This window comes from Binatus sp. (SeqCode) (assembly GCF_035272065.1).
In the GTDB taxonomy this organism is placed as follows: domain Bacteria; phylum Desulfobacterota; class Binatia; order Binatales; family Binataceae; genus Binatus.
Genome location: NZ_DATEQZ010000105.1, coordinates 1 through 24,121, shown reverse-complemented (window position 1 = coordinate 24,121; position 24,121 = coordinate 1). Strand labels below are relative to the sequence as shown.

The 24,121-nt window shown below is 61.4% G+C and carries 28 protein-coding genes; 17 read left to right on the top strand and 11 right to left on the bottom strand.

From position 1 onward, the window contains the following. Positions 1 to 215: 215 nt before the first annotated feature. A complete protein-coding gene (locus tag VJX68_RS17285; RefSeq protein WP_324096968.1) occupies positions 216 to 524 on the top strand; it encodes a hypothetical protein in 309 nt (102 codons plus the stop codon). 9 nt (positions 525 to 533) lie between these two features. On the opposite strand, the gene VJX68_RS17280 is transcribed toward VJX68_RS17285, so the two are convergent. The 3 genes from VJX68_RS17280 to VJX68_RS17270 all read right to left on the bottom strand — a co-directional run bounded on the left by VJX68_RS17280 (position 534) and on the right by VJX68_RS17270 (position 2,756). Continuing rightward, on the bottom strand, positions 534 to 821 hold the full coding sequence (locus VJX68_RS17280) for a DUF4242 domain-containing protein (RefSeq protein ID WP_324096967.1): 288 nt from the start codon (positions 819 to 821) through the stop codon (positions 534 to 536). Positions 822 to 976: 155 nt separating this feature from the next. Beyond that, positions 977 to 2,119: a CaiB/BaiF CoA transferase family protein gene (locus VJX68_RS17275; protein WP_324096966.1), complete on the bottom strand. Its 1,143-nt coding sequence runs from the start codon at positions 2,117 to 2,119 to the stop codon at positions 977 to 979. Positions 2,120 to 2,150: 31 nt separating this feature from the next. After that, positions 2,151 to 2,756: a glutathione S-transferase family protein gene (locus VJX68_RS17270; protein ID WP_324096965.1), complete on the bottom strand. Its 606-nt coding sequence runs from the start codon at positions 2,754 to 2,756 to the stop codon at positions 2,151 to 2,153. Positions 2,757 to 2,841: 85 nt separating this feature from the next. On the opposite strand from VJX68_RS17270, the gene VJX68_RS17265 reads away from it, so the two are divergent. The 3 genes from VJX68_RS17265 to VJX68_RS17255 all read left to right on the top strand — a co-directional run bounded on the left by VJX68_RS17265 (position 2,842) and on the right by VJX68_RS17255 (position 4,696). Further along, positions 2,842 to 3,537 (top strand): alpha/beta hydrolase, encoded by a 696-nt coding sequence (locus VJX68_RS17265; protein ID WP_324096964.1) that lies wholly within the window; start codon positions 2,842 to 2,844, stop codon positions 3,535 to 3,537. A 123-nt stretch (positions 3,538 to 3,660) separates the two neighbouring features. After that, positions 3,661 to 3,972, top strand: a complete 312-nt coding sequence (locus VJX68_RS17260; protein ID WP_324096963.1) for a hypothetical protein — start codon at positions 3,661 to 3,663, stop codon at positions 3,970 to 3,972. 238 nt (positions 3,973 to 4,210) lie between these two features. After that, positions 4,211 to 4,696 carry a hypothetical protein gene (locus tag VJX68_RS17255; RefSeq protein WP_324096962.1) on the top strand — a complete coding sequence of 162 codons (486 nt, stop codon included), beginning with the start codon at positions 4,211 to 4,213 and terminating at the stop codon, positions 4,694 to 4,696. A 74-nt stretch (positions 4,697 to 4,770) separates the two neighbouring features. Here VJX68_RS17255 and VJX68_RS17250 read toward each other — a convergent pair whose 3' ends face one another. Further along, positions 4,771 to 6,273, bottom strand: a complete 1,503-nt coding sequence (locus VJX68_RS17250) for a pyrrolo-quinoline quinone (protein WP_349255934.1) — start codon at positions 6,271 to 6,273, stop codon at positions 4,771 to 4,773. 31 nt (positions 6,274 to 6,304) lie between these two features. Between VJX68_RS17250 and VJX68_RS17245 the strand changes: the two genes are divergently transcribed. After that, positions 6,305 to 6,448 (top strand): hypothetical protein, encoded by a 144-nt coding sequence (locus VJX68_RS17245; RefSeq protein WP_324096960.1) that lies wholly within the window; start codon positions 6,305 to 6,307, stop codon positions 6,446 to 6,448. A gap of 186 nt (positions 6,449 to 6,634) precedes the next feature. Further along, complete coding sequence (locus VJX68_RS17240; RefSeq protein ID WP_324096959.1) at positions 6,635 to 6,919, top strand: hypothetical protein; 285 nt, start codon at positions 6,635 to 6,637, stop codon at positions 6,917 to 6,919. A gap of 116 nt (positions 6,920 to 7,035) precedes the next feature. On the opposite strand, the gene VJX68_RS17235 is transcribed toward VJX68_RS17240, so the two are convergent. The 3 genes from VJX68_RS17235 to glnE all read right to left on the bottom strand — a co-directional run bounded on the left by VJX68_RS17235 (position 7,036) and on the right by glnE (position 12,618). Further along, a complete protein-coding gene (locus VJX68_RS17235) occupies positions 7,036 to 8,304 on the bottom strand; it encodes a hypothetical protein (protein ID WP_324096958.1) in 1,269 nt (422 codons plus the stop codon). Positions 8,305 to 8,494: 190 nt separating this feature from the next. Continuing rightward, the gene (locus VJX68_RS17230) at positions 8,495 to 9,232 is read right to left on the bottom strand and encodes a hypothetical protein (protein WP_324096957.1); all 738 of its coding nucleotides are present in this window, start codon (positions 9,230 to 9,232) and stop codon (positions 8,495 to 8,497) included. A gap of 419 nt (positions 9,233 to 9,651) precedes the next feature. Then, complete coding sequence (glnE, locus tag VJX68_RS17225; RefSeq protein WP_324096956.1) at positions 9,652 to 12,618, bottom strand: bifunctional [glutamate--ammonia ligase]-adenylyl-L-tyrosine phosphorylase/[glutamate--ammonia-ligase] adenylyltransferase; 2,967 nt, start codon at positions 12,616 to 12,618, stop codon at positions 9,652 to 9,654. Positions 12,619 to 12,727: 109 nt separating this feature from the next. Here glnE and VJX68_RS17220 point away from each other — a divergent pair, with 109 nt between their 5' ends. Beyond that, positions 12,728 to 12,886, top strand: coding sequence for a hypothetical protein (locus VJX68_RS17220; RefSeq protein WP_324096955.1), 159 nt, complete (start codon positions 12,728 to 12,730; stop codon positions 12,884 to 12,886). Positions 12,887 to 12,899: 13 nt separating this feature from the next. On the opposite strand, the gene VJX68_RS17215 is transcribed toward VJX68_RS17220, so the two are convergent. After that, positions 12,900 to 13,979 carry a lytic transglycosylase domain-containing protein gene (locus VJX68_RS17215; RefSeq protein ID WP_324096954.1) on the bottom strand — a complete coding sequence of 360 codons (1,080 nt, stop codon included), beginning with the start codon at positions 13,977 to 13,979 and terminating at the stop codon, positions 12,900 to 12,902. 303 nt (positions 13,980 to 14,282) lie between these two features. On the opposite strand from VJX68_RS17215, the gene VJX68_RS17210 reads away from it, so the two are divergent. The 3 genes from VJX68_RS17210 to VJX68_RS17200 are packed head-to-tail and all read left to right on the top strand — an operon-like array spanning position 14,283 to position 15,932. Continuing rightward, entirely contained in the window at positions 14,283 to 14,639 is a 357-nt protein-coding gene (locus tag VJX68_RS17210) for a cupredoxin domain-containing protein (protein ID WP_324096953.1), read from the top strand. A gap of 25 nt (positions 14,640 to 14,664) precedes the next feature. Further along, entirely contained in the window at positions 14,665 to 15,129 is a 465-nt protein-coding gene (locus tag VJX68_RS17205; protein ID WP_324096952.1) for a heme-binding domain-containing protein, read from the top strand. Further along, a complete protein-coding gene (locus VJX68_RS17200; RefSeq protein ID WP_324096951.1) occupies positions 15,126 to 15,932 on the top strand; it encodes a hypothetical protein in 807 nt (268 codons plus the stop codon). The genes VJX68_RS17205 and VJX68_RS17200 overlap by 4 nt, the downstream gene beginning before the upstream one ends. Here VJX68_RS17200 and pip read toward each other — a convergent pair. After that, positions 15,929 to 16,894, bottom strand: a complete 966-nt coding sequence (gene pip / locus VJX68_RS17195; protein ID WP_324096950.1) for a prolyl aminopeptidase — start codon at positions 16,892 to 16,894, stop codon at positions 15,929 to 15,931. The genes VJX68_RS17200 and pip overlap by 4 nt on opposite strands. 164 nt (positions 16,895 to 17,058) lie before the next feature. Here pip and VJX68_RS17190 point away from each other — a divergent pair, with 164 nt between their 5' ends. The 4 genes from VJX68_RS17190 (at position 17,059) to VJX68_RS17175 (ending at position 18,860) form a co-directional block, all read left to right on the top strand. Continuing rightward, positions 17,059 to 17,616 (top strand): TetR/AcrR family transcriptional regulator, encoded by a 558-nt coding sequence (locus tag VJX68_RS17190; protein ID WP_324096949.1) that lies wholly within the window; start codon positions 17,059 to 17,061, stop codon positions 17,614 to 17,616. A gap of 31 nt (positions 17,617 to 17,647) precedes the next feature. Further along, positions 17,648 to 17,902: a zinc ribbon domain-containing protein gene (locus VJX68_RS17185; protein WP_324096948.1), complete on the top strand. Its 255-nt coding sequence runs from the start codon at positions 17,648 to 17,650 to the stop codon at positions 17,900 to 17,902. A 47-nt stretch (positions 17,903 to 17,949) separates the two neighbouring features. Beyond that, positions 17,950 to 18,312, top strand: a complete 363-nt coding sequence (locus VJX68_RS17180) for a VOC family protein (RefSeq protein ID WP_324096947.1) — start codon at positions 17,950 to 17,952, stop codon at positions 18,310 to 18,312. 71 nt (positions 18,313 to 18,383) lie between these two features. Further along, on the top strand, positions 18,384 to 18,860 hold the full coding sequence (locus tag VJX68_RS17175) for a GFA family protein (protein ID WP_324096946.1): 477 nt from the start codon (positions 18,384 to 18,386) through the stop codon (positions 18,858 to 18,860). Positions 18,861 to 18,876: 16 nt separating this feature from the next. Here VJX68_RS17175 and VJX68_RS17170 read toward each other — a convergent pair whose 3' ends face one another. Continuing rightward, on the bottom strand, positions 18,877 to 19,455 hold the full coding sequence (locus VJX68_RS17170) for a hypothetical protein (RefSeq protein ID WP_324096945.1): 579 nt from the start codon (positions 19,453 to 19,455) through the stop codon (positions 18,877 to 18,879). A gap of 142 nt (positions 19,456 to 19,597) precedes the next feature. On the opposite strand from VJX68_RS17170, the gene aroA reads away from it, so the two are divergent. The 3 genes from aroA to VJX68_RS17155 all read left to right on the top strand — a co-directional run bounded on the left by aroA (position 19,598) and on the right by VJX68_RS17155 (position 22,518). Further along, positions 19,598 to 20,893: a 3-phosphoshikimate 1-carboxyvinyltransferase gene (aroA, locus tag VJX68_RS17165; RefSeq protein ID WP_324096944.1), complete on the top strand. Its 1,296-nt coding sequence runs from the start codon at positions 19,598 to 19,600 to the stop codon at positions 20,891 to 20,893. Between the two features lie 80 nt (positions 20,894 to 20,973). Then, on the top strand, positions 20,974 to 21,747 hold the full coding sequence (locus tag VJX68_RS17160; RefSeq protein ID WP_324096943.1) for a hypothetical protein: 774 nt from the start codon (positions 20,974 to 20,976) through the stop codon (positions 21,745 to 21,747). Positions 21,748 to 21,792: 45 nt separating this feature from the next. Next, positions 21,793 to 22,518, top strand: a complete 726-nt coding sequence (locus VJX68_RS17155; RefSeq protein WP_324096942.1) for an aspartate/glutamate racemase family protein — start codon at positions 21,793 to 21,795, stop codon at positions 22,516 to 22,518. 24 nt (positions 22,519 to 22,542) lie between these two features. On the opposite strand, the gene VJX68_RS17150 is transcribed toward VJX68_RS17155, so the two are convergent. Continuing rightward, the gene (locus VJX68_RS17150) at positions 22,543 to 23,670 is read right to left on the bottom strand and encodes an aromatic ring-hydroxylating oxygenase subunit alpha (RefSeq protein ID WP_324096941.1); all 1,128 of its coding nucleotides are present in this window, start codon (positions 23,668 to 23,670) and stop codon (positions 22,543 to 22,545) included. Positions 23,671 to 24,121: the final 451 nt, after the last annotated feature.

Here is a 24,121-nt window from a genome sequence, read left to right as displayed (position 1 = left end):
GAATCATCAGCCCACACCACTCTTCCACACCGTGCCGCGACTGAAGTAGGTCGCGGGTAGAACCTGCAATCCCAGTCCCGCGTCCCTAACGAGATATGAAACTTGAGTAATCAAACCCTTTCCTCAACACCCTGCTAGGGGATCGGGCGCGCGCCGAAACGCTGTACCAGATTTTGTTACCGTTCGCTGCGCTCAATATAGTTGTCGGGAATGCCGTGGCCTGCTTCGGCGCCGTCTCCCGCTACCTAGGCGCGTTAGCTACCACCCTCGAACGGTGGGACGTCGCCGAGCGGCATTTTGAAGACGCATTGGCGATGAACGCACGCATGGACGCGCGGCCGTGGCTTGCGCATACCCAACAGCAGTACGCGACGATGCTGCTCGCGCGCCACCAGTCAGGCGATCGCGATAAGGCCGCGACGCTGCTCGAAGCTGCTCTCGTCACGGCGCGCGAGTTGGGGATGCGCGCGCTCGAGGAACGCATCACGGCCGCGACATCAGAAATGAAGCCCGACCTACACTAGAGCGATCGATCAGTTGACGCGCGTAGGCGCCATCAAATTCGGAGCCGCCGGCGAAATCCGCTGATCACCGAGCTCGACAATCGTGTCAGCGGGCAGATTCAGTCGGCGCGCCGCCTCGCGGATCGCCTCGGGATTGGGCGCCTCGTACAGGCAGTAGGTCTTCTTCTTGTCGGCGCTCAGGAATGAGGTGAGCCACTGGATGCCGACATCGGTGTTGACTTGGCAGACCGCCGTGGCGGCCTCCTTGTTCACGTTCAGTTGTTCCGCAAAATTTCGCTCGATCAGGTACAAAGGCATATTGTGTCCTCTCGACTTGTTTTCTCTACGCCGCTCGTCGTCATCAGCGCGCGGCTCAAGACACTCTAGTTCCGAAAGCGCCAGCACCGTTTCCGTACTCCGTTTTCACCTTAGGGGCAACCCGAAGGACGCCGAGCCGCTGCTGAGCTAAACGCCTAGCCGATCGCGCCGCATTTGCGGAGCGCATCCAAATCCGCTTTGGCGAAACCCCAGTCGCGCAATGCTTCCTCGGTATGCTCACCGGGCCGCGCCGGCGGTCGCTGAATCCTGCTCGGCGTGCGCGAGAATCGGGGAGCCGGCCCCGGCTGAGTCACGCCGCCTTGCTCGATGAAAGTTCCGCGATGCTTATTGTGCGGATGCTTGGGCGCTTCATCCATGCTGAGCACCGGCGCGAAGCAAATGTCGCTGCCCTCCATTATCTTGCACCATTCGTCGCGCGTCTTGGTGCGGAACAGCGTCTTCAGCCGCTCCTTCATCCTGGGCCACGACTTGCGATCCTGCTGATGTGGCAGTTCCTCGCCCTGGAGTCCCGACAGCCGCAGCAACTCCGCGTAGAACTTTGCTTCGATCGAGCCGATCGCGACGTACTTACCGTCCTTGGTTTCGTAAACGTCGTAGTAATGCGCACCGGTGTCGAGGATGTTGTCGCCGCGCTCGTTGTTCCAGAACCCCGAGCCGTGCATGCCGTAAATCGCGGTCATCAGCGACGCCGCTCCATCCACCATCGCCGCATCGACCACCTGGCCCTTGCCGGACTTCTGCGCCTCGAGCAGGCCCGCGACCACTCCCAGAGCCAGGTAGAGCGCGCCGCCGCCGAAGTCGCCAACCAGGTTCAGCGGCGGCACCGGAGCCTCGCCCTTGCGCCCGATGCTGTGCAGCGCGCCTGACAGTGCGATGTAGTTGATGTCGTGGCCGGCCGCATGCGCGAGCGGTCCCTCCTGTCCCCATCCCGTCATGCGCCCATAGATGAGGCGCGGGTTGCGCTTGAGACAATCGTCGGGGCCGAGGCCGAGCCGCTCGGTCACGCCGGGACGGTAGCCTTCGATCAGCGCGTCGGCTTTCGCGACCAGCTTCAATACGGCCTCGATCGCCTCGGGCCGTTTGAGATCGAACGCGACCGATCGGCGGCCGCGATTGAGCAGGCTGTATTTCGGATCCATCGCGATGCCCAAACCGGCCTCGGCGGCGCGATCGATTCGCAGGACGTCGGCGCCCATATCTGACAAGAGCATCGCACACATTGGACCCGGGCCAATCCCGGCCAGCTCGATGACGCGATAACCTGACAACACTCCCATGATTCCTACCTCACTTCAGTCGGCCGGCGAATTACTTCAGCGCGCGAACTCTTTTATTTGCTTCACGGCTGAGACACTTCTGCAGCCACGCCTGCACGTTCGGCGTCGACGACAAGTCCAGCTTCAGCATAGGAATCCAGCTCATGACCGCGGCCACGTTCAAGTCCGCGATCGTGAAGTTTTTGCCGAGCAGATATTCCTTGCCTTTGAGCGATTCCTCTAGCGCGTTGAACGGCGCCTTCAGCGCTTCGACCGCGGCCTGCGCGGCTTTCTCGTCTCGATTCTCGGGTGCATTCATCACGCGGTTGCGCAAAATCGTGATGAGATGCGGCTCGACTTCGGTCATCGCCCAGAAGCTCCACTTGTAGATGTCGGCGTGCGCGGCGGGCTCGGGCGGCCATAGCGTATTCCTGCCGTACTTCTCGGCGAGGTAGAGATTGATCGCCATCGACTCCCAGACTACGACGCCGTCGTCCTCGAGCACCGGCACGTGCCCGTTGGGATTGAGTTTGAGATGCGCGGGCGACTTGGCCTCGGTGGTCGGCATCGGATTGTGTTCGTATTTGACGCCGAGCTCTTCGAGAGCCCACAAGGACCGGGCGCTGCGCGATCTTGAAGTTCCGTGAAGTTTTGTCATGTTGCTTCCTCCGATGCTCGCATCTTACTACCAGCAATCAGGATCCTTACAAGCCCGAAAAAAGCGCGGCGTACTTGCGCTCATCGTGATCATTGTGGTTGCCGCGGGATGCTTCGCGCCGAATCCGACGCGCAAGCCGCAGGATCTAGGCGGCGAGCACGTCTCGTTCACGACCTCCGACGGCGTGCTGCTGCGCGGTCATCTGTATGGCAACGGCTCGACCGGCGTGATCCTCGCGCACATGTATCCCGCCGATCAGTCCGACTGGACCGACTTCGCGCAAGTGCTCGCGGCGCACGGTTACCAGGCGCTGACTTTTGATTTCCGCGGATTCACGGAGTCGCAGGGAACCTCGGGCACCGAGTATGCCGGCACCGATCTGCTGGCCGCCTACCAGTTCATGCGCCCGCGCGTCTCGCGCATCTTCATCGCCGGCGCGAGTCTCGGTGCCGAGGCCGCAATCCTGGTTGCCGCGCGCGAGGATGTAGCGGGAATAATCTGTATCTCGGCGCCGACCAGCTTTGGCGGACTGGTCGTCACCGAATCCATCCGCCACGTTCGCGCGCCGATACTGTTCGTCACGTCCGCCGCCGACCCTCTGGTCGGAGGGCAGCCGGAAATCCTGTATCGGTTGGCGCAAGCGCCGAAGTCGATCGAGGTTTATCCGGGCAGCGCGCACGGCACCGCGATCCTGTTCGGACCTCATGGCGCGGAGCTGCAGGCGCTGATGCTGCGCTTTATCGCGGCCACCCAGCCTCCCGTCAACCCCGAGTTGCCTTAAACCTGACGCTGGAGTAGTCGAGGGTTTTGGCGTCGTAACGAACTCAGCTCGGCAACGCAAGGAGAACAGGTGCAGGGCATCGGGCCGGCGAATTAATAGCTTGAGTCAATAGGAGGTAGTCCAATGAAATTTCTCGTGATTCGGAAACCGCGCGCCGGGGCGCTTGTACAGCCGACCAGCCAGATGATTCGAGCGCAGAAGGAAGGGCTGCTCGGCGCGATCAAGCGTGGTGAGGTTGACTGTGCCTACGCCTTCGTGGGAGGTGGCGGTATCAGTATCCTGAACGCCAATTCCGCGGAAGACGTGAACCAGCGCCTGTTCGGCTCGCCGCTGGGACTCTTCTATGATTTTGAGGTGCACCCACTAGCCGATTACGGCCAATTCATGGACACGGTAGCGCAAGTGTTAGAGGCGCGAGAGAAGCAAAGTCGATAATCAGCACCGGTGTGCACAGGTCAAAACCAGTTTCGCGCCGATTGCGTTTTTCCATTACCTTGAATCAGGACTCAAACCGGGGATTCCAGTTTGACAATCCAAGGGGCCGGTTCGTGTCCGGCCCCTTACGTGTTCTACGAATCAGGCGCACCCGCAGTCGCAAGTAGCAGACAGGCAGTTCGCCAAGCACTACACCGAACATTAAAAGCTAGCGGCCTGACGGAAAGGAGAGATCCCGATGAAACTGAAGCAGACTTTAGTATCTGTCACTGTCGTTGTCCTGGGTATGCTCGTGTCGGGTGTCGTACTGGCCCAAAGCAACCCCTCCGCTGGCACGTGGAAACTGAACACCGAAAAGTCGAAATTCAGTCCTGGGCCGGCACCAAAGAGTCTGACGCTGACATTAGAAGCCCAGGACAATGGCGTCAAAGCTAGCTCCCAGGGGACTGCTCCGGATGGAAGCCCCACCACCTGGAGCTACACGGCGAACTACGACGGTAAGTCCAATCCGATTTCAGGGACGGGACCGAGCGGCGCCGATACTATTGCCCTTAAGCGCATCAACCCGGACACGACCAAGTCGACCTTCAAGAAAGCCGGAAAAGTAGTTCGGACGTCGCGACTCGTGGTCTCCAAGGATGGGAAGGTCATGACGATCACGGCGAAAGGGACTGGTTCGGACGGCCAGCCGGTAAGCGACGTGCTGGTCTTCGACAAACAGTAAGCCGAGAGGAGCTAAGCGCGCTCCTCGCAAAGAAAAAAGGAGTTACGCCAAACCAGTCCAAGCCGCATGCCGTCTCAGGGCTTCAATCCGAACACCGCCACGCTGCTCGGCGTACCGACGTAAACCTTGCCGTTCGCGATCGTCGGCGTGATGAACTTATTGTCCGAAAAACTGTCGGCCGGCACCGTGCTGCTATTGTAAAGCTCGGTGGCCAGATTGGTCGCGTCGTACGCGTGCAGGACTCCAGCTGACCCGTTAGCCTGGACCGCCCACACGATTGCGTTGCTCGTCCCGTTGGCCGAAATGCTCGGTGACGTCCCCGGATAACCGTAGGTCTCGCTGCTGCTCGACGTCGGCATCGCCCCGAGCTTGGCCTGCGAAAACGCGAACGCCTGAAGTGGTTCGCTCACTCCGCCATAGTAAAGAGTGAAGTTGAAGTACGCCGGCATCGCCCATTCACCGCCGTTCAATGCGCCCGTCAGCACCTGGTAGGCGTTTAAGTTGTTGTTACTCGTCGAGTTCCACTTGCCCATGTTGGTGCGGTCGACGAGGTAGATGTTGCCGTCCTTGCCGGCGCCGACCGCTAGATGCCTCGTCGTGTTAGTCGAGTCGGTCATGTCGGGCAACACCATCGCGCCGCCTGAACCCAAATCCGCATCGCTGTTCGATTCGCTGACGGTGTCATAAGGCTCGAAGAAGTCGGTGACCTGCAATCCACTCGAGTTCGACAGTTTCAGGAAACCGTTGCCGAAATCTCCCTTGCTGGGGAAACCTCCGACGATAGACGTGTCGAAAGTACCGTTGCCGTCCAGCAGATAGATATTGCCCGAACTGTCGGCCGCGGGCCCTCCGCCAGCCTGCCAAATCGCGCCTTCGCTGCCGTTCGGGGTGATATCCAGAACGGAAGTCTGCGCCAATGTGTTCTGGTCGTAGGCCATGATCCAGCCATTGTAAGGCTGGTCATCGCAGTGTGATGCCCAGGTCGTGATGATCTGGCCATTAAGCAAGAGCAATCCCGCCCGCTCCTTGTACTGTCCCGGACTGAAAGCGGGACCGGGGGCAAACGTCGCCGTCACCGTAACCGGGCCGCCGAATTCTTCGGCCCCGGTCGTCAAGTCGAGCGCGTGGATGCGCTGGATGTAGGCGCCCGACTTCGTATTCTTGGACATCGCTACCAGGTAGATAGTGCCGTGGGGTCCGGCCGTCGGATCGACTACGGGAGTGGACGTGATGCCGATTTGGTTCGGTACCTGGCTGCATCCTCGGGGATCCGAGGGAGTCTCTCCCGACCCAACCACCGATACCTGCCAAAGTGCCGCCCCGGAGCTATCGGCGTCGAAGGCGTAAACGCTGTCGTTCTCGGTGACGACGTAGAGCACGTTGTGCGTGCCCTTACCCGGGATCGCGACCTGCGTCTTGATGAGCGGTTGCGCGTCGACAAGTCCGTCAACCCCCAGCTCGTACAGCTTGCCGAATGCAGGCGTAGGGTTAGTGACGTTGTTGATGTTCGTTGTCGTCAGAATGCTCTCGGTCAGATCTTGTCCAGTACGTCCGATGTCGTTGTGATAGGTCAGCACGTCGGTCAAGACCAGCGGTGTTGCGGTCGCCGTGGGTGTGGCCGTGACTGTCGAGGTCGCAGTCGCGGTCGCTGTCGGCGTCGATGTAGCCGTCGCCGTGCGAGTCGGACTTGCGGTCGCCGTGAACGTTGCGGTGGCGGTCGTCGTAGGAGTTGCGGTCGCGGTCGAGGTCTGAGTAGCCGTCGCGGTGGCTGTTCGCGTTGCGGTTGCCGTCGAGGTCCGAGTCGCGGTTGCGGTGGCTGTCATCGTAGACGTGGCTGTAGTAGTCGCAGTCTGAGTTGCAATTGCCGTGGCTGTTGGTGTCGCGGTTCTAGTCGCCGTCGCCGTTACCGTAGCAGTCTGAGTTGCGGTCGCAGTGACCGTGGCCGTCGCCGTAGAAGTGGCTGTCGCCGTCGCTGTAGTAGTTGCCGTTGCCGATGCAGTAGCTGTGGCAGTAGGAGTCAAGGTCGCCGTTGCGGTGGGGGTGCGGGTTGGCGTAGGCGTCGGAGTCGGCCGCTTACGTTTTTTTGCCGAGCCTGTAAGTTTGACTTTGGCCGACCGGTCGCCCGCGGTCGCGTCGCTGTTGACCCTGATGTTGGCCGAGAAACTGCTTCCAGAGTCGGGTGGCGCAAACGCCACCGTGACGGTGGCAGTTCCATGCGGCTGAATTAGAAACAAAGAATTCCGGATCTGCGACTTCCCCAACTAGCGCGGCAGTTGGAAAAAAGGCCGGAGCGATCACTCGCTCCGGCCCCGGTCATTGGCCGCTTTTCGAACCCACTGCTATTCCTCTGGTACTGCAACTTCCCACCCGAGCCAGATGTTCGCGGTATCTGGGCAGGCCGTGGTGACACTAAACGTATATGGACCAAAAGATTGGCCCGTACTTGGCACGCCAGCGTCCGCGCCTAACCAAGGAAGCGACCCGTTTGGGGGCACGAGCGGGGTCTCAGCCGACAGCGCCGGCGATCCCGATGGAGACGCGAAAGTGTCGACCGGCTCATTACCTGGATCCTCGCAACCTATCTCGGCGTAGATCATTGCGACCAGTTGGGCTTCTCCCAGGGGAGTTATGGAACCCGTTGTGAAGTTGCTGTGAAAGCCATTCCGCTCGAAGCCATACGCCGTATAATTGCTTAAATTTTGACCGGCGCCCCGGTAAACCATCAAAAACGAGCCGAGCTCCACGGAACTGTTGAGAAAGTGCTTAAATGTATACGAGCCGGAATCATTTGGGACACTTCCGAAAATGTGTGCGGCGAGCCAAGAAGTATCAGTGCCGGAAGTGTTTGATGCGGAGATCTGCTGAGGAGCCCCGCTGATGTTCGATGCGGAAAGCAACGTCCAGCTGCTGTCGGGTAGCGTTGGTGGATGTGATGCCGGTTCGCCTAACAAGATGCCCACAAGAACGACGTCGCCGTTCTGAACTCCGGACGGCGTTTGAACGGTGACCTTACACGTCGATCCTGCACCGCCGGAACACTCGGACTCGACATTGCTTGCTGGCCCAATAAAGTACGGCAGCGCATCGTTGAACGGCGTCCATACGGTGGACTGGTCGGTGCCGCCCTGCGTGAACTCCAGCACGCTCCAGAACAGCCCCTTCTCACCGCTTGAACTGGTGAGGCTGGGATCCCAGATGAGTGAATTGTAGTCGCCCCAGCGCTGCAGGACAGGCCCCGGCGTTGGAGTCGCCGAAGGAGACGGCGTGGGAGTCGGACTGATGCTTCCTGTTGGTGTGGGAGTCGGGCAGGTGTTCTGTCCTGTGTAAACTGCCGCGCTGCCTGCGAAGTTTGTCTCAGGAAAGCCGAACATTGCCGGGAATTCGTGCCATGCGAACCAGATCGAAAAGGGGGCGCCGGTGGAGGTAAAGCTGGTTGCGGTGGCGTTGATGTCGAAATCCTGATCGGACGTAATCGCAAATTGTGTCGACTGCCGCCCAGCTTGAGCTGTAACCGAGTATTGGCTGATCGGGAAAAATGTAGCCGTTGCTGTTCGCGGCGCAGACCGGTATGTCGTAGCGCTCCCATGCGCCGGAAACGTCCAGAGCACTGGTTCCCGTAGAGATCGCAAAAATCAAATCACCCGTATGTTTGATCGAATCTAGTATAAGCGTAGTGGCGAGCCACCTCTGGTCAATGGAGTCATAGGCGATCTGCGTGTCAGTAAAATTGACGGGGTCAGGGTTTCCTATCGCGGCACACGACGGCAGGGGATTTCCGTTCGCACCCGGACTGCCGCATCAGAACGCGTAGAGCGATTCGGGCCCGCTCCCTTGGACGGTTCCGGATTTGTCGAAGACCCAGAGCCCCTGATTCAGCATCTCGACATTCTGAGACGGCGAGACATCAGCCGCAACATCGAGCGGCGGAGTTTGGGCCCCGACGTTCGGTGCGGGCGGGTTCTGGCAGGCGGAGACGCTGCCTCCGGCGAACGGCTGCCCGGCGGTAGGAGGGCCGGACGTATCGGGCACAGAAGATTCCGGCCCGACCGGAAACTGCGGGGGAAGCGGAGTGTTCATCGGAGTCGGTGTGATCGCCGGCGAGACGGCCGAAGGTGAAAGTGCCGGCCCTGCCGTTGCTTTCCCAGCAAGGAAATGTGTGCAGCGAAGCATCTCATCTCGGCTGAACGAGAGTCCGGGCGAAGCCTCAAATTGCTGGTAGGTCATACCCTGTCGGCGCGTCAACTCCGCGCCAATGTCGGCACACCGCTGTCGGAAGGCCATCCAGCTAGCTTGAGTCCCACCTTCGGCGGCCCAAAACTGCGGAGGCTCTTCAGAAATGGCGAATCGAGCGATCGCGGCGGTCGCCGCAGCGCTCGGCGACTGCGCGCTGGCGCTCACCCCCATCAGCGCTGCGACCAGAGCGGCGACAATCACGATTGCTCTTATTTTAGAAATTTCATATTCCTCCGTTTGCTTACGAACCGAGTGCTTAATCGCGACACAGCTCGCTGACCGAGAGTTAACTTTATCTACCACGAGTTGACATTCACATCGTGGTGAAAGTCAACTGAGAGTGTTACGAACAGATGTATTTGCAGCTTCTGGGCCGCATTCCGCTCCCAACTGCGCCCATCCCACTCGGCCTCGGAATGAGCTCTCCGTTGTCCTTCCGACCCTGTCTCTCCCTGCAGCGATCTCGGTTCAGGGATGAACTATTCAGCCTTACCGCACCGCCCCATCCGTGCTATCCAATCGCTATGGGCAACAATCACGACAATCGCGGCGGCCATCACGCGACATCGGGCAACGTCCGCTTCCAAATATTAATTTTGACGGAACAAAACTACCCTTGGTGGTACGCCCGTCATTTGACCACAACAGGTGGTATGAATTGCCTTTTCTCTACTCAATCGACCAGTCGAAATCCCTGATAACAACCGCAAAGATTCGGTCCATCAAGCGCCCCTTGCCTGCTCGGCGGCGAAGTATCGCTCGAAGATTGCACGGATCCGATCGCGGCACCGGGTCAGTTCGGCGAGCATTCGTGCTGCGCCATCGGGGCCTTCGAAGCCCATCCGGCGGGCTAGAGGGCGGAGGCCAGCGACAGAGGTCGGGATGGCCCAGGCAGGCTGATCGCTCTCGATGCGGAGGCGATTTTCCAGGCGCGACAGGAATCGGTAGTCGTCTTCGAGAATGGCGGCGTCGGCGGGCGCCAGCAAATGGAGAGTGTCGAGCGCCTCGAGTAAGCCCATCGTGTCGCGCACGCGCAGCTCCAGATGACGATGGCCGTGCGCCAGTGCCATCATCTGCGCGAGGAACTCGACGTCCACCAATCCGCCGTGACCCTGCTTGATGTTGAGCCGGGTCTTGTCCTCGGCGCCGATCTCCATCTCCATTCGGTGGCGCATCGCGGCTATCTCGCCGACCTCGCTCGCCGTCAGTCCGCGGCCGTACACGAATTCCTGGCGCGCCGCTTCGACTTCGCGGCCCAGTTCGCGGTCGCCGGTTATCACGCGCGCGCGTACCAGCGCCTGTCGCTCCCATACTGCAGAACTCTGCCTATGATATTCGCGGAACCCCGCCAGCGACGTGACCAGCGGGCCCGCGTTGCCCGAGGGGCGCAGGCGCAGGTCGAGCTTGTAGGCATAGCCCTCGCGCGTGCGCGATTCGAGGATCGCGATCAGCTTCTGCGTGATTCGCGAGGCGATTTCGCGGCTGCCCGCAGCGACTTCCGCGCGATCGTCATAGACAAAGATCAGATCGAGGTCGGAGTTGTACGACATTTCGCCGGCGCCGAGCCGGCCCATCGCAATCGCGCACAGGCGCATCGTGGCCGGAATCGTGAAACGCGCCTCGGTCTGGATTCGCGCGAGCACCATCGCCTCGTCCAGCACCGTTTCGGCGAGAGTCGTGAGCTCGCGTTCGACGTCGAACAGTTCGAGATTGCCGGCCAGGTCGGCGATTGCGATGCGCAAAAACTCCTGGTGACGAAATGCGCGGAGCGCGTCGAGCTTGCTCTCGAAATCCGGACTCGCCGCGATCAATCCCGCCAGCTCGTCGCGCAGTTCAGCCGGACTGCGCCGCGTCGCCGCGAGGTCGGAACGCACGAGAGTATCGAGCATGTCGGGATGGCGGATGAAGATGGTCGAGAGGTAAGCGCTCGAGGCGAACAGCCGCAGCAGGATGCGCCGGGTCGCGGGATGCTGCTCGAGCAAGGCGAGGAACGAGGTCCGCGCGCCGATCGCAGCGATGAACTCGGCCAGGTTCATCAGTGCCAGGTCGGGATCAGGCAGCCTGCCGATCTCGTCAATCAGCATCGGGCCGAGCCGTTCGAGCAGCTCGCGACGGCGCGGGCTGGTGGGGGCATGCGAGGGTCCTCGAGCCAGCAGCTCGAGATGACGCGCGCTTTCTTCGGCGCGCGCGAAGCCAAGCTCGCGCAGGTAGCGAGTCGAGGAATCCGGATCGAGCGCCGCGTTCCACGCGAGCTCCGCCGCGGAGGAGACCGAACGGGTCGATTCTTCGTCACCGCCGGCGAGAGTCTCGCGAAATTGCAGCTCGACGAGCGCCCGGTGAGATTTCAGCCGCTCGCTGAATTTTTCGAGCGCGCCCGCCCCCTTGCCAAAACCCATTCGTGCCGCAAGCGCGCGTATCCCGTCGTCATCGGCCGGCAGCACGTGGGTCTGCAGGCCGGCGACGATTTGCAGCTTGTGCTCGACGTCGCGCAGGAACAGGTACGCGTCGGAAAGTTCGTGCGCGCGTTTCGACGGCAGGTAGCCGAGTGAGTCGAGCTTCTCGAGCGCGGCGACGGTCTGCTCGACCCGCAGCCGGGGATCGCGCCCGCCGTAAATCAGCGTGAGCGCCTGCACGATGAATTCGAGCTCGCGGATTCCGCCGCGGCCGAGCTTGATATTGCGCTCGATCATCGCGGGCGTTTTCAGTTCCGCCTCGATCTGATGCTTCATCGCGCGCAACTGGCGCAGCGTGTCGAAGTCGAGGTAGCTGCGAAACACAAAGTGATTCAGCTCGGCGCGCAATTGATACCCGATTTCGAGGTCGCCGGCGACGGGCCGCGCACGCAGCAGCGCGGCGCGTTCCCACGGCTCGCCGAGGTTCTCGTAGTAGTTGATCGCGCCTTCAATCGGCGTCACCAGCGGCGCGGAACGGCCGCCCGGCCGAAGCCGCAGATCGATTCGAAAGCATCGCGCCGACAGAATTTCGGTAAACCATTCGCCGAGACGTGCTGCCGCTTCGGAACCGTCCGGCGAACCCGAGGACGCGTGAAGATAAACCAAATCGACGTCCGAGCTGAGGTTAAGTTCGCGCGCGCCGAGCTTGCCCATCGCGAGGATGCAGAATCGCCCGATCGTGCGCGCGCGTTCGCCGAGAAAACGGCTCGCAAGTTCCAGCGCTGTGCGAATGCATTCGTCGGCCAGCTCCGACATCGCGAGCGCCGTTTCGCCGACGCTTAGCCGGTCGAGCAAATCGGCAATCGCCACCCCAACCATCATGCGGCGCATGAAACGCCCGAGTACCGCGGCAGCGCTCTGACGATCTGGCGCATCAATCGTGGCGCGTTCGGTGCGCATCGCGGCGACAAGTCCGTCGATAGTCTGGGCGCGCGCGTCGAGAAAAATTTCCGACCATCCGGGTCCGGCCAAAGACAGCTCGGTCGCAACCAGCTCCGACGAGCCGAGGCAAAAGATCAGGTCCGCGCCGGCGGGGCGATCGCGGAGCACCCCCTTCAGCGCGTCGGCAGAATTCTCGGCGAGCTTGGTCAGAAACGCGAGCGCCAACTGCTCGTCGGGCGCACAATCTTTGACCGCAGCGAGCGCATTCTGCGCCAGGCGATCGTTGCCCAGCCTGTCCTTCAGCCGTTTGGCGAGGACGGCAAGCTGCGGGGATTGCGCGGCTTTGCGTGGCATCTCGTCAACGATAACAGACGCGAGCAGTGCGTGCGCCGCAAAATTGCGATGGCCCCATTCGCGCCGCCGAAGTGGCTCTTACGTGTGTGGAGAATTTTCGCTCGCCGATGTGCCACTGATGGCGCTGGCGATGGTGCTCGACGTCGATGCAATGAAGCTCGACGCGTTCTCCAAGGTCGATGCGTATCTGGAGCGGGTGCGCGAGCGTCCGAGCTGCCGCGAGATCAGCCCGCGCACAAGAGTGGCAGATGCGAGTTCGCGCACCTGACCACGCGATGCGATCAAGTCTGCTGCGCGACAGTCTTTTTCGAGTGATGCGTCTTCGAGGAAGCCCGGTGAGTATGGCATACGCGCGACTTCCTCGAGCGTTTCGGTGCGAAGTCGGTCTTGATTGGCGCGGGGCGAATCGACGGCTCGTCCTCGATGCCGGGGAAGTACTTGTCTTCGTCGCGATGCACCTGCAACGCGGCAAGGAACTCCGCGTAGTAGTTTTTCACCGCGAAGCCGAAATGCGGTCCCTGGTAGTGCTGTACCATCTGGCAATAGTCGCCGCCGTAAATTCCCGCCGCGCGCGCCACTCCACCGGTGCCGTAGTTGTATGCGGTAATCGCCAGCGGCCAATCGCCGAGCGTGTCGTAGTTCGAGCGCAGCAGCTTGGCGGCCGCGAGCGTCTCGCGTTCCGGATTCAGCCGATCGTCGTGATAGCGCGTGATTCTCATGTAGTGCTTGCCGGTGTCGCGCGTGAACTGCCAGATTCCGACCGCGCCCGCGCTCGAGCGCGAAGCGCCGTGGAAGCCCGACTCGACATGCGCGAGCGTCACCAGCTCGGGCGGGAGTCCGGCGTTGCGGAAGATGCGCTCCATCGTCGGCACGTAATAGCGGCTGCGCAACAGCCCGTCGTGGAACTGCTCGCGCAGTCCCTCCTGCACGCGCAAGTTCTGTGCGGCGGCCGCATAGGCGCTCGGCGACTCGCCCTTGAACATGGCCGCGACCTCGCGCTCTTCGTCGTCGGCAGGCGGCCGTGATGCGAGGCGATTCAGAATGTCGGAATACTTGATCTTGAGGTACTCGTTCGCCCAGTCGATATCCGTGCGCATCGGCTGGCCGTCACCGGGAAGATGAAACACATGGTAGATGCGCGACACGTTGTCGCGATCGACCACCACGAAGTCGTGGTCCGAATACTTGGTGAAGACATCTACCCAGAAATCGACGTTGGGCTCGATCGATTTCGGACGCGGGAATGGGAGTTTGGTTTCCGACGAAGCGTTGGGCGGGAACGCGATGCCGAATGCGATCGCGAGCGTGAGCACCACGATTATTTTTACGATTCGGTTCGCTGACAACTTCGTTACGAACAAAAGGCTTCTCCCCGCGCACGAGTCCCCTCTCACGCGGGTCTCCCGGCTGAACGCAGGGAAACAGGCTCTATGAATTAGCTGCCATTGCTCCACTAGTCAATAAATTCTACGCCTAGGCTTAAGGTGAATCTTTGCAATTATCGGTTCAGCTGCCAGACAAATATCTCGGCTTGCGACGCTTCCGTAACGAAACGTTCCCACCGGCACCCTCCGACGACCTGAAGACTCGCACAGGGAGCGGCTTGACAGGGTCGTTGCCTTTATGTAAATGAGAATCATTCTCAATCTCAGGAGCGTTGGCCCGTGACTGTTAAAACTTCATCCACTATCTCCACGACTGCGATCGTTTCCCTAGCGCTACTCGCCTTATTCGTTGCGCCTTGGGCGCGCGCGGCTGATGACTCCTCACAACTCCGCTTTCACGCCGGCGCCGTCGAGCCCGCGAGCCTGACCCTGCCTGCCAACACACCGATCAAATTGCAGGTCACCAACTCCGGCGACGCGGCGGTCGAGTTCGAAAGCTTCGAGTTGCATCGCGAGCGCGTCGTGCAACCGGGCCAGACGATCACGGTCTATCTGCCGGCACTCCCGCCGGGCACGTACCCGTTCTTCGACGACTTCAGTCACGGCGCGGTCAAGGGCGAGATTGTCTCGCGCTGATGCTCCAACGGCTCGCGCTTTCGGCGTGATCCTTTGGTCGGCAGCAATCGCAATCGTAGCGGCCCAGTTTGTGCGCCTTGATCGTTCGAATCCCAACGTGAACGGGGACCTGTCAGCGCCGCCGGTCGTCAAAGATGCCATTGAGCGCTCCTGTTACGATTGTCACTCGAACCAAACGCGATGGCCTTGGTACAGCGCCGTGGCGCCTTTCTCATGGTGGATTCATTACGAGGTCGGCGAAGGGCGGAGGCGGCTGAACTTCTCTTCATGGACCGACTACACCTCCGATCCGGGCACCGAGGATCAAAAGCTCGACGAGGTCGCGCGTCTTATTGCGAGCGATGCGATGCCTCCCTGGTACTACCGCGCGATGCATCCGGGGGCGCGTCTGACGCAAGTCGAGCGTGCCGCCATCACGCGATGGATCGTCGACGAGAAATCCTCGCACGCGGCGTCGGCTGGCGGCGGATCTGAGCGGGGCGCGCCATGAGCATCCGCGCGATCATCCTCGCCGCGGCGCTTTTGCTGATCGCCGCGAATGCGTCCGCGCAAGTCGATCCCTTCGAGTTCGAGGTGTACCCGTATCAGACCGAAGGCAAGGGAATGGTCGAGCTGGAATCGCTCAACAGCTTCGTCCCGAGCGGTCACAATCACGGCTACGACGGCACTTCGGCCGGCGATATCCCAAGCCAGGCGCTGTATCGCACGGCGTTCGAGCTCACTTACGGCTTCACGGACCACGTCGAGGCCGCCGCGTACCTGAATCTCGCGCACCCTAACGCCGAGTCGTTTCAATACGCGGGCTCGAAGTTTCGGGTGAGGGGCAGTCTGTTCGAGCAAGGCGAGTTGCCGGTCGATTTGGGCTGGTACGTCGAGCTGGAATGGCATCGGACGCCGCAATTCGACGACAACCAGCTCGAGCTCGAGCTGAAACCGATTATCGAGAAGGACTTCCGCAAGTTCGAAATCTTGCTCAATCCCATTTTCGAAAAGGGCGTCTTCGTCGGACCCAACAAGAACAAGGGATTCGAGTTCGGCTACGCCGCGGGCGTTTACTACGACTACCTGCGCGAAATTTCGCCGGGCCTCGAGTTCTACGGCGCGCTCGGCCTGATCGACGACAACGATCCATTGCACGCGCAGCAGCACTACATCTTCCCGGTACTCAAGGGCGAATTGCCGCGCGGGATCGAGTACAACTTCGGTCCCGGCATCGGCCTCACGCGCGGATCGGACCGGGTGCTAGTTAAATTTAATCTTGAGCTCGAGCGCTTTATTGGCTCTCTGTTCTAGGCTTTGCGCGCGAACTCGCCGGTTGCGCGGACGAGCTCCTCGGTGATGCTCGCATTCGTCGCGTCGTGGCCGGCGTCGTCAACGATCACCAGCTTTGCTCGAGGCCACGCACGCTTGAGGTCCCACGCCCAGCTGATCGGCGCCTGCAGATCAAAGCGTCCATTCACCATGACGCCGGGGATGTCCGCGATCGCGCGCGCGTCGCGCAGCAGGCTTCCGTCCTCGAGCCACGCGTAGTGGCGGACGTAATGAGTCACGATGCGCGCAAACGCGAGCGCAAAATTGGGATCTCTAAACCGTGGCGACAACCCATGCGCAGCCGGCCACGCAGGCGTCGCAGACTCCCATGTACACCACGCCAGTGCGGCTTGCTGGCGAATCGATGCGTCGGGATCACATAGCAGTCGGCAGAATGCCTCGACGATGTCGCCATCGCGCAGCGCGGCCGGCACCGCGTCGCGCAGACGTTCCCACTGCTCGGGAAACAGAATCGACACGCCGCCGCGGAACAGCCAGTCGAACTCCTTGTGGCGTCCGGTCGTGACCCCAAACAAAATGATCTCTGTGACACGATTCGGGTACCTTTCCGCGTAGGCGAGCGCCAGCGTGCTGCCCCACGATCCGCCGAGCACCAACCATCGCTCGATGCCCAGGTGCTGACGCAAGCGTTCGATATCCGCGACGAGGTTCGTCGTGTGGTTGCTCGCGAGATCCGTGTCGGGCGCGCTCGCATGCGGCGTGCTGCGTCCGCAATTGCGCTGATCGAACAGCACCACGCGATACGCGCTCGGCTCGAACAGCCTGCGATGCCACGGCGTGCATCCCGATCCGGGGCCACCATGCAGCACGACGGCCGGCTTGCCGCGCGGATTGCCGCACGTCTCCCAGTACACGCGATTGCCGTCACCGACGTCCAGCGTGCCGTGCTGGTAAGGTTCGATCGCCCTGTATAAGTGTGCCATGCGTGATTGCCTGCTTTTCTTACTTTCGCATCAAGCAGGACATCTGCAAAACGCCGGACTCACCCTCTTGACCCAATGGCCATTTGCTGAGTATATACTCACTGAGTTGAGACTCAGTAATGATAAAGCAGTCGATACACGCAGCGACACGGCGGGAGCAGAAAGTGGTGACGCGAGACCGGTTGGTCAACGCGGCCATGGCGTTGTTCGCCCGCAAGGGTATCGTGAATACGAAGACCGCCGACATCGCCAGGTCGATTCGCATGTCGCACGGCGTCGTCTTCCTGCACTTTCCCAAGCGCGATGACCTCGTGATCGCGGTGATCGACGAGTTCGGGCGCCGGCTGGCGGCTGAGTTCCGGCAGGCTTTCGAGCATGACCTTGGACTGCGCGCCGTCCTGCAGGCGCATCTGCGCGTGCTGGAGGAGCTCGAGCCCTTCTACGCGCGGCTGGTGACCGAGGCTCCCATGCTGCCGCCCAAAGTGCGCAGCACCCTGATGATGCTGCACGCCGCCGTGTCCTATGAGCTGTTCGCAGCGCTGGAACGCGAACGCAAAGCGGGCCGCGCGCGCAAGATTCCGCGGCCGCTGCTGTTCAACACGTGGATCGGACTGGTGCATCACTATCTGGTCAATCGTGACGTGTTCGCCACCGGGGACTCCGTGATCGCAGAACAGGGAGAAACCCTGGTGAATCATTTTATGACTCTCGTGAAGCCGTAAAACTCGTGAAGCCGCAAAAGGAGATAAGACGATGGCTGAAAAATGTCCCGCTTGTGGTTCATGCGGAATGCCGATGGAGAAACCCGAAGACTTCGCGCGCGGCGACGTGTCGCGCCCCTACTGCCGCTATTGCACCGACGCGCGCGGCGAGTTGCTGTCCTACGAGCAGGTGCTCGAGACCAACGCCCGCTTCTACGTCGAGTCGCAGGGCGTCACGCCCGCCGCGGCAAGCGCGATGGCGCGCGCGATGCTGGCGGATATGCCCGCGTGGCGCGGCCGACACTAAGACTTTAACAGAACGAAGGACCAAACTTATCAGAAGGAGAGAGAGTTATGTTCGATCACATCCAGTTGAAGGTGAAGGACCTCAAAGCCAGCAAGCGCTTCTACACCGCCGCACTCGCGCCGCTCGGGTTCAGCGTGCAGTACGAGGGCGACGGAGTGCTAGGCTTCGGCCCCAAGGACGCGCCGGCCTTGTGGCTGGCCGAGGGCGAATCGCGCGGGCCTGTGCACATCGCATTCGTCGCCAACGACCGCGCGGCCGTGAGATCGTTTTACTCTGCCGCTCTGCCGGCTGGCGGCAAGGACAATGGCAAGCCCGGTCTCAGGCCCGACTATGCTGCCAACTACTACGGCGGGTTCGTGAAGGATCCCGACGGCAACAACATCGAAGCCGTCTGCCACAAGGAAGAATAGCCAGCTATGGGACTGCCTTGATAGGTCTCTTCGATCAAGGCAGTCCCTCAATTGATTTCAAGGTGAGTCCTATGAATCTGGAAGGTAGATGTTCATGCGGAGCTATCCGCTACAAGCTGACCAACAGCCCGCTCATCGTTCATGCGTGTCACTGCCGCGATTGCCAGCGCATCACCGGCAGCGGCTTTGTGATCAATATCTGGATCGAGAAACGATTCGTCGAAAGGACCGGCGCGACGCCGAAGTCAGTCGTTCTAAAAGGCGGCACCGGCAAGGATCACGAGGCGTTCTTCTGCGACCAGTGCGGCACCTACGTCTGGAGCCGCTATCAGGTTGCGCCCGGCCCCGACGCATTGTTCGTCCGCGCTGGGACGCTCGATAATCCGGACGCAGTCCAGCCCGACGTTCACATCTTCACGCGGAGCAAGCTGCCGTGGCTGAGGCTTCCCGAAGGTGCGACGGCGTTCGATACGGCCTACAAGATCGACGACGTCTGGCCGGCCGCGAGCAAGGAGCGCCTGCGCCGCAACGCAGCCGCCCAGACCTAATCAGTTAGCGACAACGTCAGTTCGAACTGTAGCTGTTGTCCAACTCTCCAGACGTGCTGTAGTGGTTATCCAGCTCCGAAGAAGAGCTGTAGTGCGTATCCAGCCCCTGACGATTCTGATCCAACACCCCGGGCGGAAAGCGATCAGACGAAGACGACAGCTGGCTCTGTTCCTTAAATCGATCCGACTCGGGCCATCTACCGGATGAACTGCCGGAGGAATCGCCGAACCTGTTCGACGACTCGCCGTTGCCAAACGGTGACGCAGGCCAGCGCGATTCCGACCCCGATCCGCTTGATGACGCGCCTGCACGCGCTTCGAAATCCTGACCCAACCCAGACCCCGACGCGGCCCCGGCCCTCTCATCGAAACTCCCGCCCAATGAGCTGGCGCCCCACGTCCTCGATCCTCCGCCGAGATCGTCGGTGCTGTTGCTGACGGAGGAGCCAATGCTGGTGCCCATAGAGGTGGCGCCGCCGCTCGCGACTCCCACCGTCGTCGCATACTCGCCCATCGTTTGCGCGTCAGCATGCGACGCGAACAGTGCGAGCACCGCAATCATTGCGGCCGGTACAATCAGCTTGATGAGTCTCATGGCGTTCGACCTCCCCTGAGCCTACTGCCAGTAACGTTAGATACTGTAATCGTAGCGTCAAGTATGAGGCAATAACCCCCCTAACGCGGTGCTGTGCGGGCGCCCGTGCTTGTGACCCATCAATCCCTGCGGTTAGTCTGGAATGGATACTCAAAAGAAGACCGTGGATGAGATTGAAATCAGCCCCCTGACCGGCCCGCTCGACGCACGCGTGGTGCTGCCCGGCTCCAAGAGCATCACCAATCGCGCTATGGTGCTGGCCGCGCTGGCGCAAGGCCGCTCGGTCCTCGACTCGGTTCTGCTCAGCGACGACACGCGTTACATGAGCGAGGCGCTGCGGGTGATGGGCTTTAGCGTCGAGATTGACGAGGCGGCGCGCAGAATCACGGTCAGCGGGCGCGGCGGGACGATCCCGGCGCATGGCGGCGACATCTTCGTCGGCGGCGCCGGCACCGTGATGCGATTCCTCGTCGCGATGGTCACGCTCGGCGAGGGACGTTTCCGCATCGACGGCAATCAGCGGATGCGTCAGCGTCCGATCGGGCCGCAACTCGACGCGATGCAGCGTCTGGGCGCTAGCGTTTACAGCGAGCGCAACAACAATTGTCCGCCAGTGATAGTCGACGCGTCGCGCGCACGCTTCGAGGGCGGCGAAACCTCGATCGACGCACGCGTGTCGTCGCAATTCGTCTCCGCGATGCTGATGCCGGCGCCGATCTGGAAAGCCGGCCTCAAGCTGCGGGTGATCGGCGACACCGCACGGCCGTTCATCGACATGACGCTGCGGCTGATGGAGGCCTGGGGCGCGCAGAGCTCGGCCGAAGGCGACATGATTGTTGTTCCCGGAGGTCAGTGGTATCGCGCGCAGCGTTTCGTCATCGAGCCGGACGCGTCGAGCGCGAGCTATTTTGCGGCCGCCGCCGCTCTGGTTGGCGGGACGGTGCGAATCGAGGGCCTGACCTCGAGCTCGGTGCAGGGCGACCTCGGTTTTCTTGGCGTGCTGCAGCAAATGGGTGCGCGCGTCGTGTGGCATCCCGATCACGTCGAGGTCGCGGGAACCGGGCGGCTCACCGGCGTCGAGGTCGCGATGAATTCGATGCCGGACATGGTGGCGACGCTGGCCGCGATTGCTCCGTTCGCGTCGACGCCGACCAAGATCCGCAACGTCGCGTTCATCCGGCATCACGAAAGCGATCGCATCCGCGCACTCGCGACTGAACTGCGACGGCTCGGCGCGACTGTCGTCGAGAACGGCGATGGGCTCGAGATTATGCCGTCCACTATGCATCCCGCTGCCGTCGAGACTTACGACGATCATCGAATCGCCATGAGTTTCGCGGTAGCGGGGCTGAAACTCGGCGGCGTGAAGATCAAGGATCCCGTATGCGTCGCGAAGACGTTCCCGGACTTTTTCGATCGCCTCGCTGCGCTCAGTTGAAGACATATCCTGAACGGTTCGTTCTTGGGTTCATAAAGCTTTTCGGCACGCCATTGTGTATCGCGGCACTTCTCGCCGCGATGGTTGCGATCACACGAGCGCGCGAAGGCAATTGGGAGCAGGCGGCGCTGGCTGCGTCGATCGCGATAGCGTGCGGAGGAGCAGGCTTCGGCGCGATCTGGTGGGTGCGATACCACGCGCGCGCGGTCGATCCTTCCGAGGGTTTGCGGGCGGCGAATCCCGGCGCGCCGTGGATGTGGCGCGAGGACTGGGCCGCAGGCGAGGTCCGCACCTCGGCGCAGCGCGACGCGAATCGACTGACGGTCATCGCAATCGCGTGGTGCGTGGCGACGTTTCCGATCTTGTTCATCGCGCCGCATCGCGCGCTCCGAAGCGCCGACTACTTCTCGCTGCCATCTTTGATATTCCCGCTGATTGGCGTCGTCATGCTGATGTGGGCGATGCGAATGCGGCGGCGGCTGCGCCAATACGGCGAGTCGCGATTCGTGATGGCGGCGGTGCCGGGGCAAATCGGCGGTTCGCTGACCGGGTCGGTTCATGTCGACAAGCCTCCGCCGGCCGGGCAACAAGTCGCGCTCGAACTCGAGTGCATCAATCGCACGACGCGCGGAAACTGGCACAGTCTCACGACCTGGGACTGGATTCTGTGGCGCACTGACCAGACTTCGATCAGCGATTCGATGGGAGCGATTCCGGTCGCGTTCATGATTGCGCCGGATTGCCGGCCGACCGACGATCCGAATCCAGCCAGCCGGATCGTCTGGCGTCTGAGTGCGAGAGCAGATGGGTACCGCGCAGAATTCGAAGTGCCGGTGTTCAAAACAGTGGTTTGATGCCATCGCCGCCGGTGCAATACTTTTTTTCCACGGAGAATTGCAATGCCTCAGCAAGGTGTAATCGGGCTGATCGGCGGCATGAGTTGGGAGAGCTCGGCCGAGTACTATCGGATTATCAATCAGGCGATCCGAAAGCGGCTGGGCGGGTCGCACTCAGCGCGATGCCTCATGTGGTCGTTCGACTTCGGCGAAATCGAGGCGTTGCAGCACGCCGGGCGGTGGGACGATGCGACGCGCCTGATGATCGAGGCGGCGCAGCGTCTGGAGCGGGGCGGCGCCGATTTCTTTCTGCTCTGTACCAACACGATGCATCGCATGGCCGACCAGGTTGCGGCCGCGGTCCGTATTCCGTTGCTGCATATCGCTGATCCCACGGCCGAGCGCATCCGGGTGGCGGGCATCGAGCGGGTCGGGCTGTTGGGGACGGCATTCACAATGGAGCATGACTTCTACAAAGGGCGCCTCCAGCGCCAATTCGGGCTGGACGTCGTCGTGCCGGAGGCGGACGATCGCGCGCTGGTCCATCGCGTCATTTACCACGAATTGGTGCAGAGTCGGATCGAACCTAGCTCGCGCGCCGCTTTTGCAGCGGTAATTACCCGCCTGGTCGAGCGCGGCGCCGACGCCATAATCCTGGGCTGCACGGAAATCATGCTGCTGGTTAGACCCGAGGACAGTCCGGTGCCGTTGTTCGATACTACACGGCTCCATGCGGAAGCGGCCGTGGACCGCGCGCTGGCAGGTAATTCCGAGCCGGCGCCCAAATAGATGCGTCCGCGGGATGTGCACTACTCACGCTTCCCCGATAGCTTCGCGGATTGAGCGGTGGAAATGTTCTAGTGCGTTTTCGTAGCGGCCGTACATCACTTTTCTGAGCGCGCCCGACTCGAAACCGTGCTGAATGCCCTCGCCCAGAGTGAAATCCTGATCGACGACGCCGTGCAGGAGATCCATCGTGCGCGACCATTTCGGCGACGGCTCGGGCGCGAGGATGCTGATCGTCGCGACGCTCTCGCCGACGTGCGCGCCGGCCGGGAAGATGCGGTAGACCTCGGCGTGATCGGATTGCATCACGAGGATCGTGTTGGGAAACAGGTTCATCAGGATGGTCGTGTGCGGAATCAGATCCCACTTCTCTTCGGGCAAGTCGCGCAGCTTCTCGATTGATTTGCGCACCCCGATGTAGCGCGTGTTGCGGCCGAACGCGTCGAACATCGCAAGATTCTTGAAGAACAGCGGGGCGACGTTCTGCGCATGCAGGACCTTGATGTGGTACGCCTCCCAGAATGTGTCGCTGACCAGCTTCCAGTTCATCCGGCGGCGGACCACGCGCGTTTCCTGATGCGCCATCGAGCCGATGCCGTACGATTCGATGTCTTCGCCGAGCCCGGCGAGCATCGCGTCGATGTCGATCGGCTCACCGGGCGTGGGAATGACGAAGATGAGTCCGTACTTCTCGGCAACCGGCAATGCGACGAGGCCGGTCGCGGCGCGATCGAGTCCTTCGAATCCGTAGTCGTCGGGAATCGCGACGAGGCGCCCGTCGGTGTCGTAGCTCCATGCGTGATAGGGGCATGAAAACAGCTTCGCAGCGTTGCCGCATCCGGCGACGAGTTTCGCGCCGCGATGGCGGCAGACATTGACGAAGGCGCGCACTTCGCCGGAAGCGTTGCGGGCGACAAGGATCGGCACCGGCGCGAGATCCTCGGTGAGGTAGTCGCCGGGATTGGGAATCTGCGAGCTGAAGCCGGCGACGATCGGATGATGGCGGAACAGAACCTCGCGCTCGCGGGCGGCGCGCTGCGGCGAGGTGTACGCGGAGGTGTCGTTGCGCGTGAACCGCTCGGCCATCGGCGGCGTCCCGCGATCGATTGCGCCGAAGATCTGGTGGATGAGAGTGACCTGGTTTGAGTGCTTCATTACGGGAGTCGAGATGCGCAGATCATCGGCAGAATTGATACCATATGATGTGGTTCAGGGGCGGATGCACCACCAAGGGTAGTTTCGTTCCGTCAAAATTGGTTTTTCGGACCAATAGTCCGGTGACTTCAGCGGAATGGAGTGAAGAGTTGACCTGAGAGTTGTCCATAGCCGATGTCATAGCACGCTTGGCGCGCGAGCGTCAGGCTGAACAGTTCATCCCCTGAACTGTGGGGATGGATTCGCGGGCGGGTTTAGATTCTGCATGAAGCCGCAACCCTCACCTACCGGCCGCGATGCGGCCGGCCGCCTCTCCCGTAGAAATAACGGGCGAGGTATTTGGAGGCCGCAGCGGCTGGAGCGGAACGAGCGATAAATCGGATTTGGAATTAGCGCGCGGTGGTCTTCAGGGTGGCGGCTTCTACTCTTGCGCGGGCTAGTTGTAGCGCTT

Bases quoted from the DNA above. Each gene is read 5' to 3' on its own strand.
- VJX68_RS17280 (WP_324096967.1), bottom strand. From the start codon at position 821: ATGCCTTTGTACCTGATCGAGCGAAATTTTGCGGAACAACTGAACGTG.
- VJX68_RS17275 (WP_324096966.1), bottom strand. From the start codon at position 2,119: ATGGGAGTGTTGTCAGGTTATCGCGTCATCGAGCTGGCCGGGATTGGC.
- VJX68_RS17270 (WP_324096965.1), bottom strand. From the start codon at position 2,756: ATGACAAAACTTCACGGAACTTCAAGATCGCGCAGCGCCCGGTCCTTG.
- VJX68_RS17260 (WP_324096963.1), top strand. From the start codon at position 3,661: ATGAAATTTCTCGTGATTCGGAAACCGCGCGCCGGGGCGCTTGTACAG.
- VJX68_RS17255 (WP_324096962.1), top strand. From the start codon at position 4,211: ATGAAACTGAAGCAGACTTTAGTATCTGTCACTGTCGTTGTCCTGGGT.
- glnE (WP_324096956.1), bottom strand. From the start codon at position 12,618: ATGCCACGCAAAGCCGCGCAATCCCCGCAGCTTGCCGTCCTCGCCAAA.
- VJX68_RS17200 (WP_324096951.1), top strand. From the start codon at position 15,126: ATGAGCATCCGCGCGATCATCCTCGCCGCGGCGCTTTTGCTGATCGCC.
- pip (WP_324096950.1), bottom strand. From the start codon at position 16,894: ATGGCACACTTATACAGGGCGATCGAACCTTACCAGCACGGCACGCTG.
- VJX68_RS17185 (WP_324096948.1), top strand. From the start codon at position 17,648: ATGGCTGAAAAATGTCCCGCTTGTGGTTCATGCGGAATGCCGATGGAG.
- VJX68_RS17180 (WP_324096947.1), top strand. From the start codon at position 17,950: ATGTTCGATCACATCCAGTTGAAGGTGAAGGACCTCAAAGCCAGCAAG.
- VJX68_RS17175 (WP_324096946.1), top strand. From the start codon at position 18,384: ATGAATCTGGAAGGTAGATGTTCATGCGGAGCTATCCGCTACAAGCTG.
- VJX68_RS17170 (WP_324096945.1), bottom strand. From the start codon at position 19,455: ATGAGACTCATCAAGCTGATTGTACCGGCCGCAATGATTGCGGTGCTC.
- aroA (WP_324096944.1), top strand. From the start codon at position 19,598: ATGGATACTCAAAAGAAGACCGTGGATGAGATTGAAATCAGCCCCCTG.
- VJX68_RS17160 (WP_324096943.1), top strand. From the start codon at position 20,974: ATGGTTGCGATCACACGAGCGCGCGAAGGCAATTGGGAGCAGGCGGCG.
- VJX68_RS17155 (WP_324096942.1), top strand. From the start codon at position 21,793: ATGCCTCAGCAAGGTGTAATCGGGCTGATCGGCGGCATGAGTTGGGAG.
- VJX68_RS17150 (WP_324096941.1), bottom strand. From the start codon at position 23,670: ATGAAGCACTCAAACCAGGTCACTCTCATCCACCAGATCTTCGGCGCA.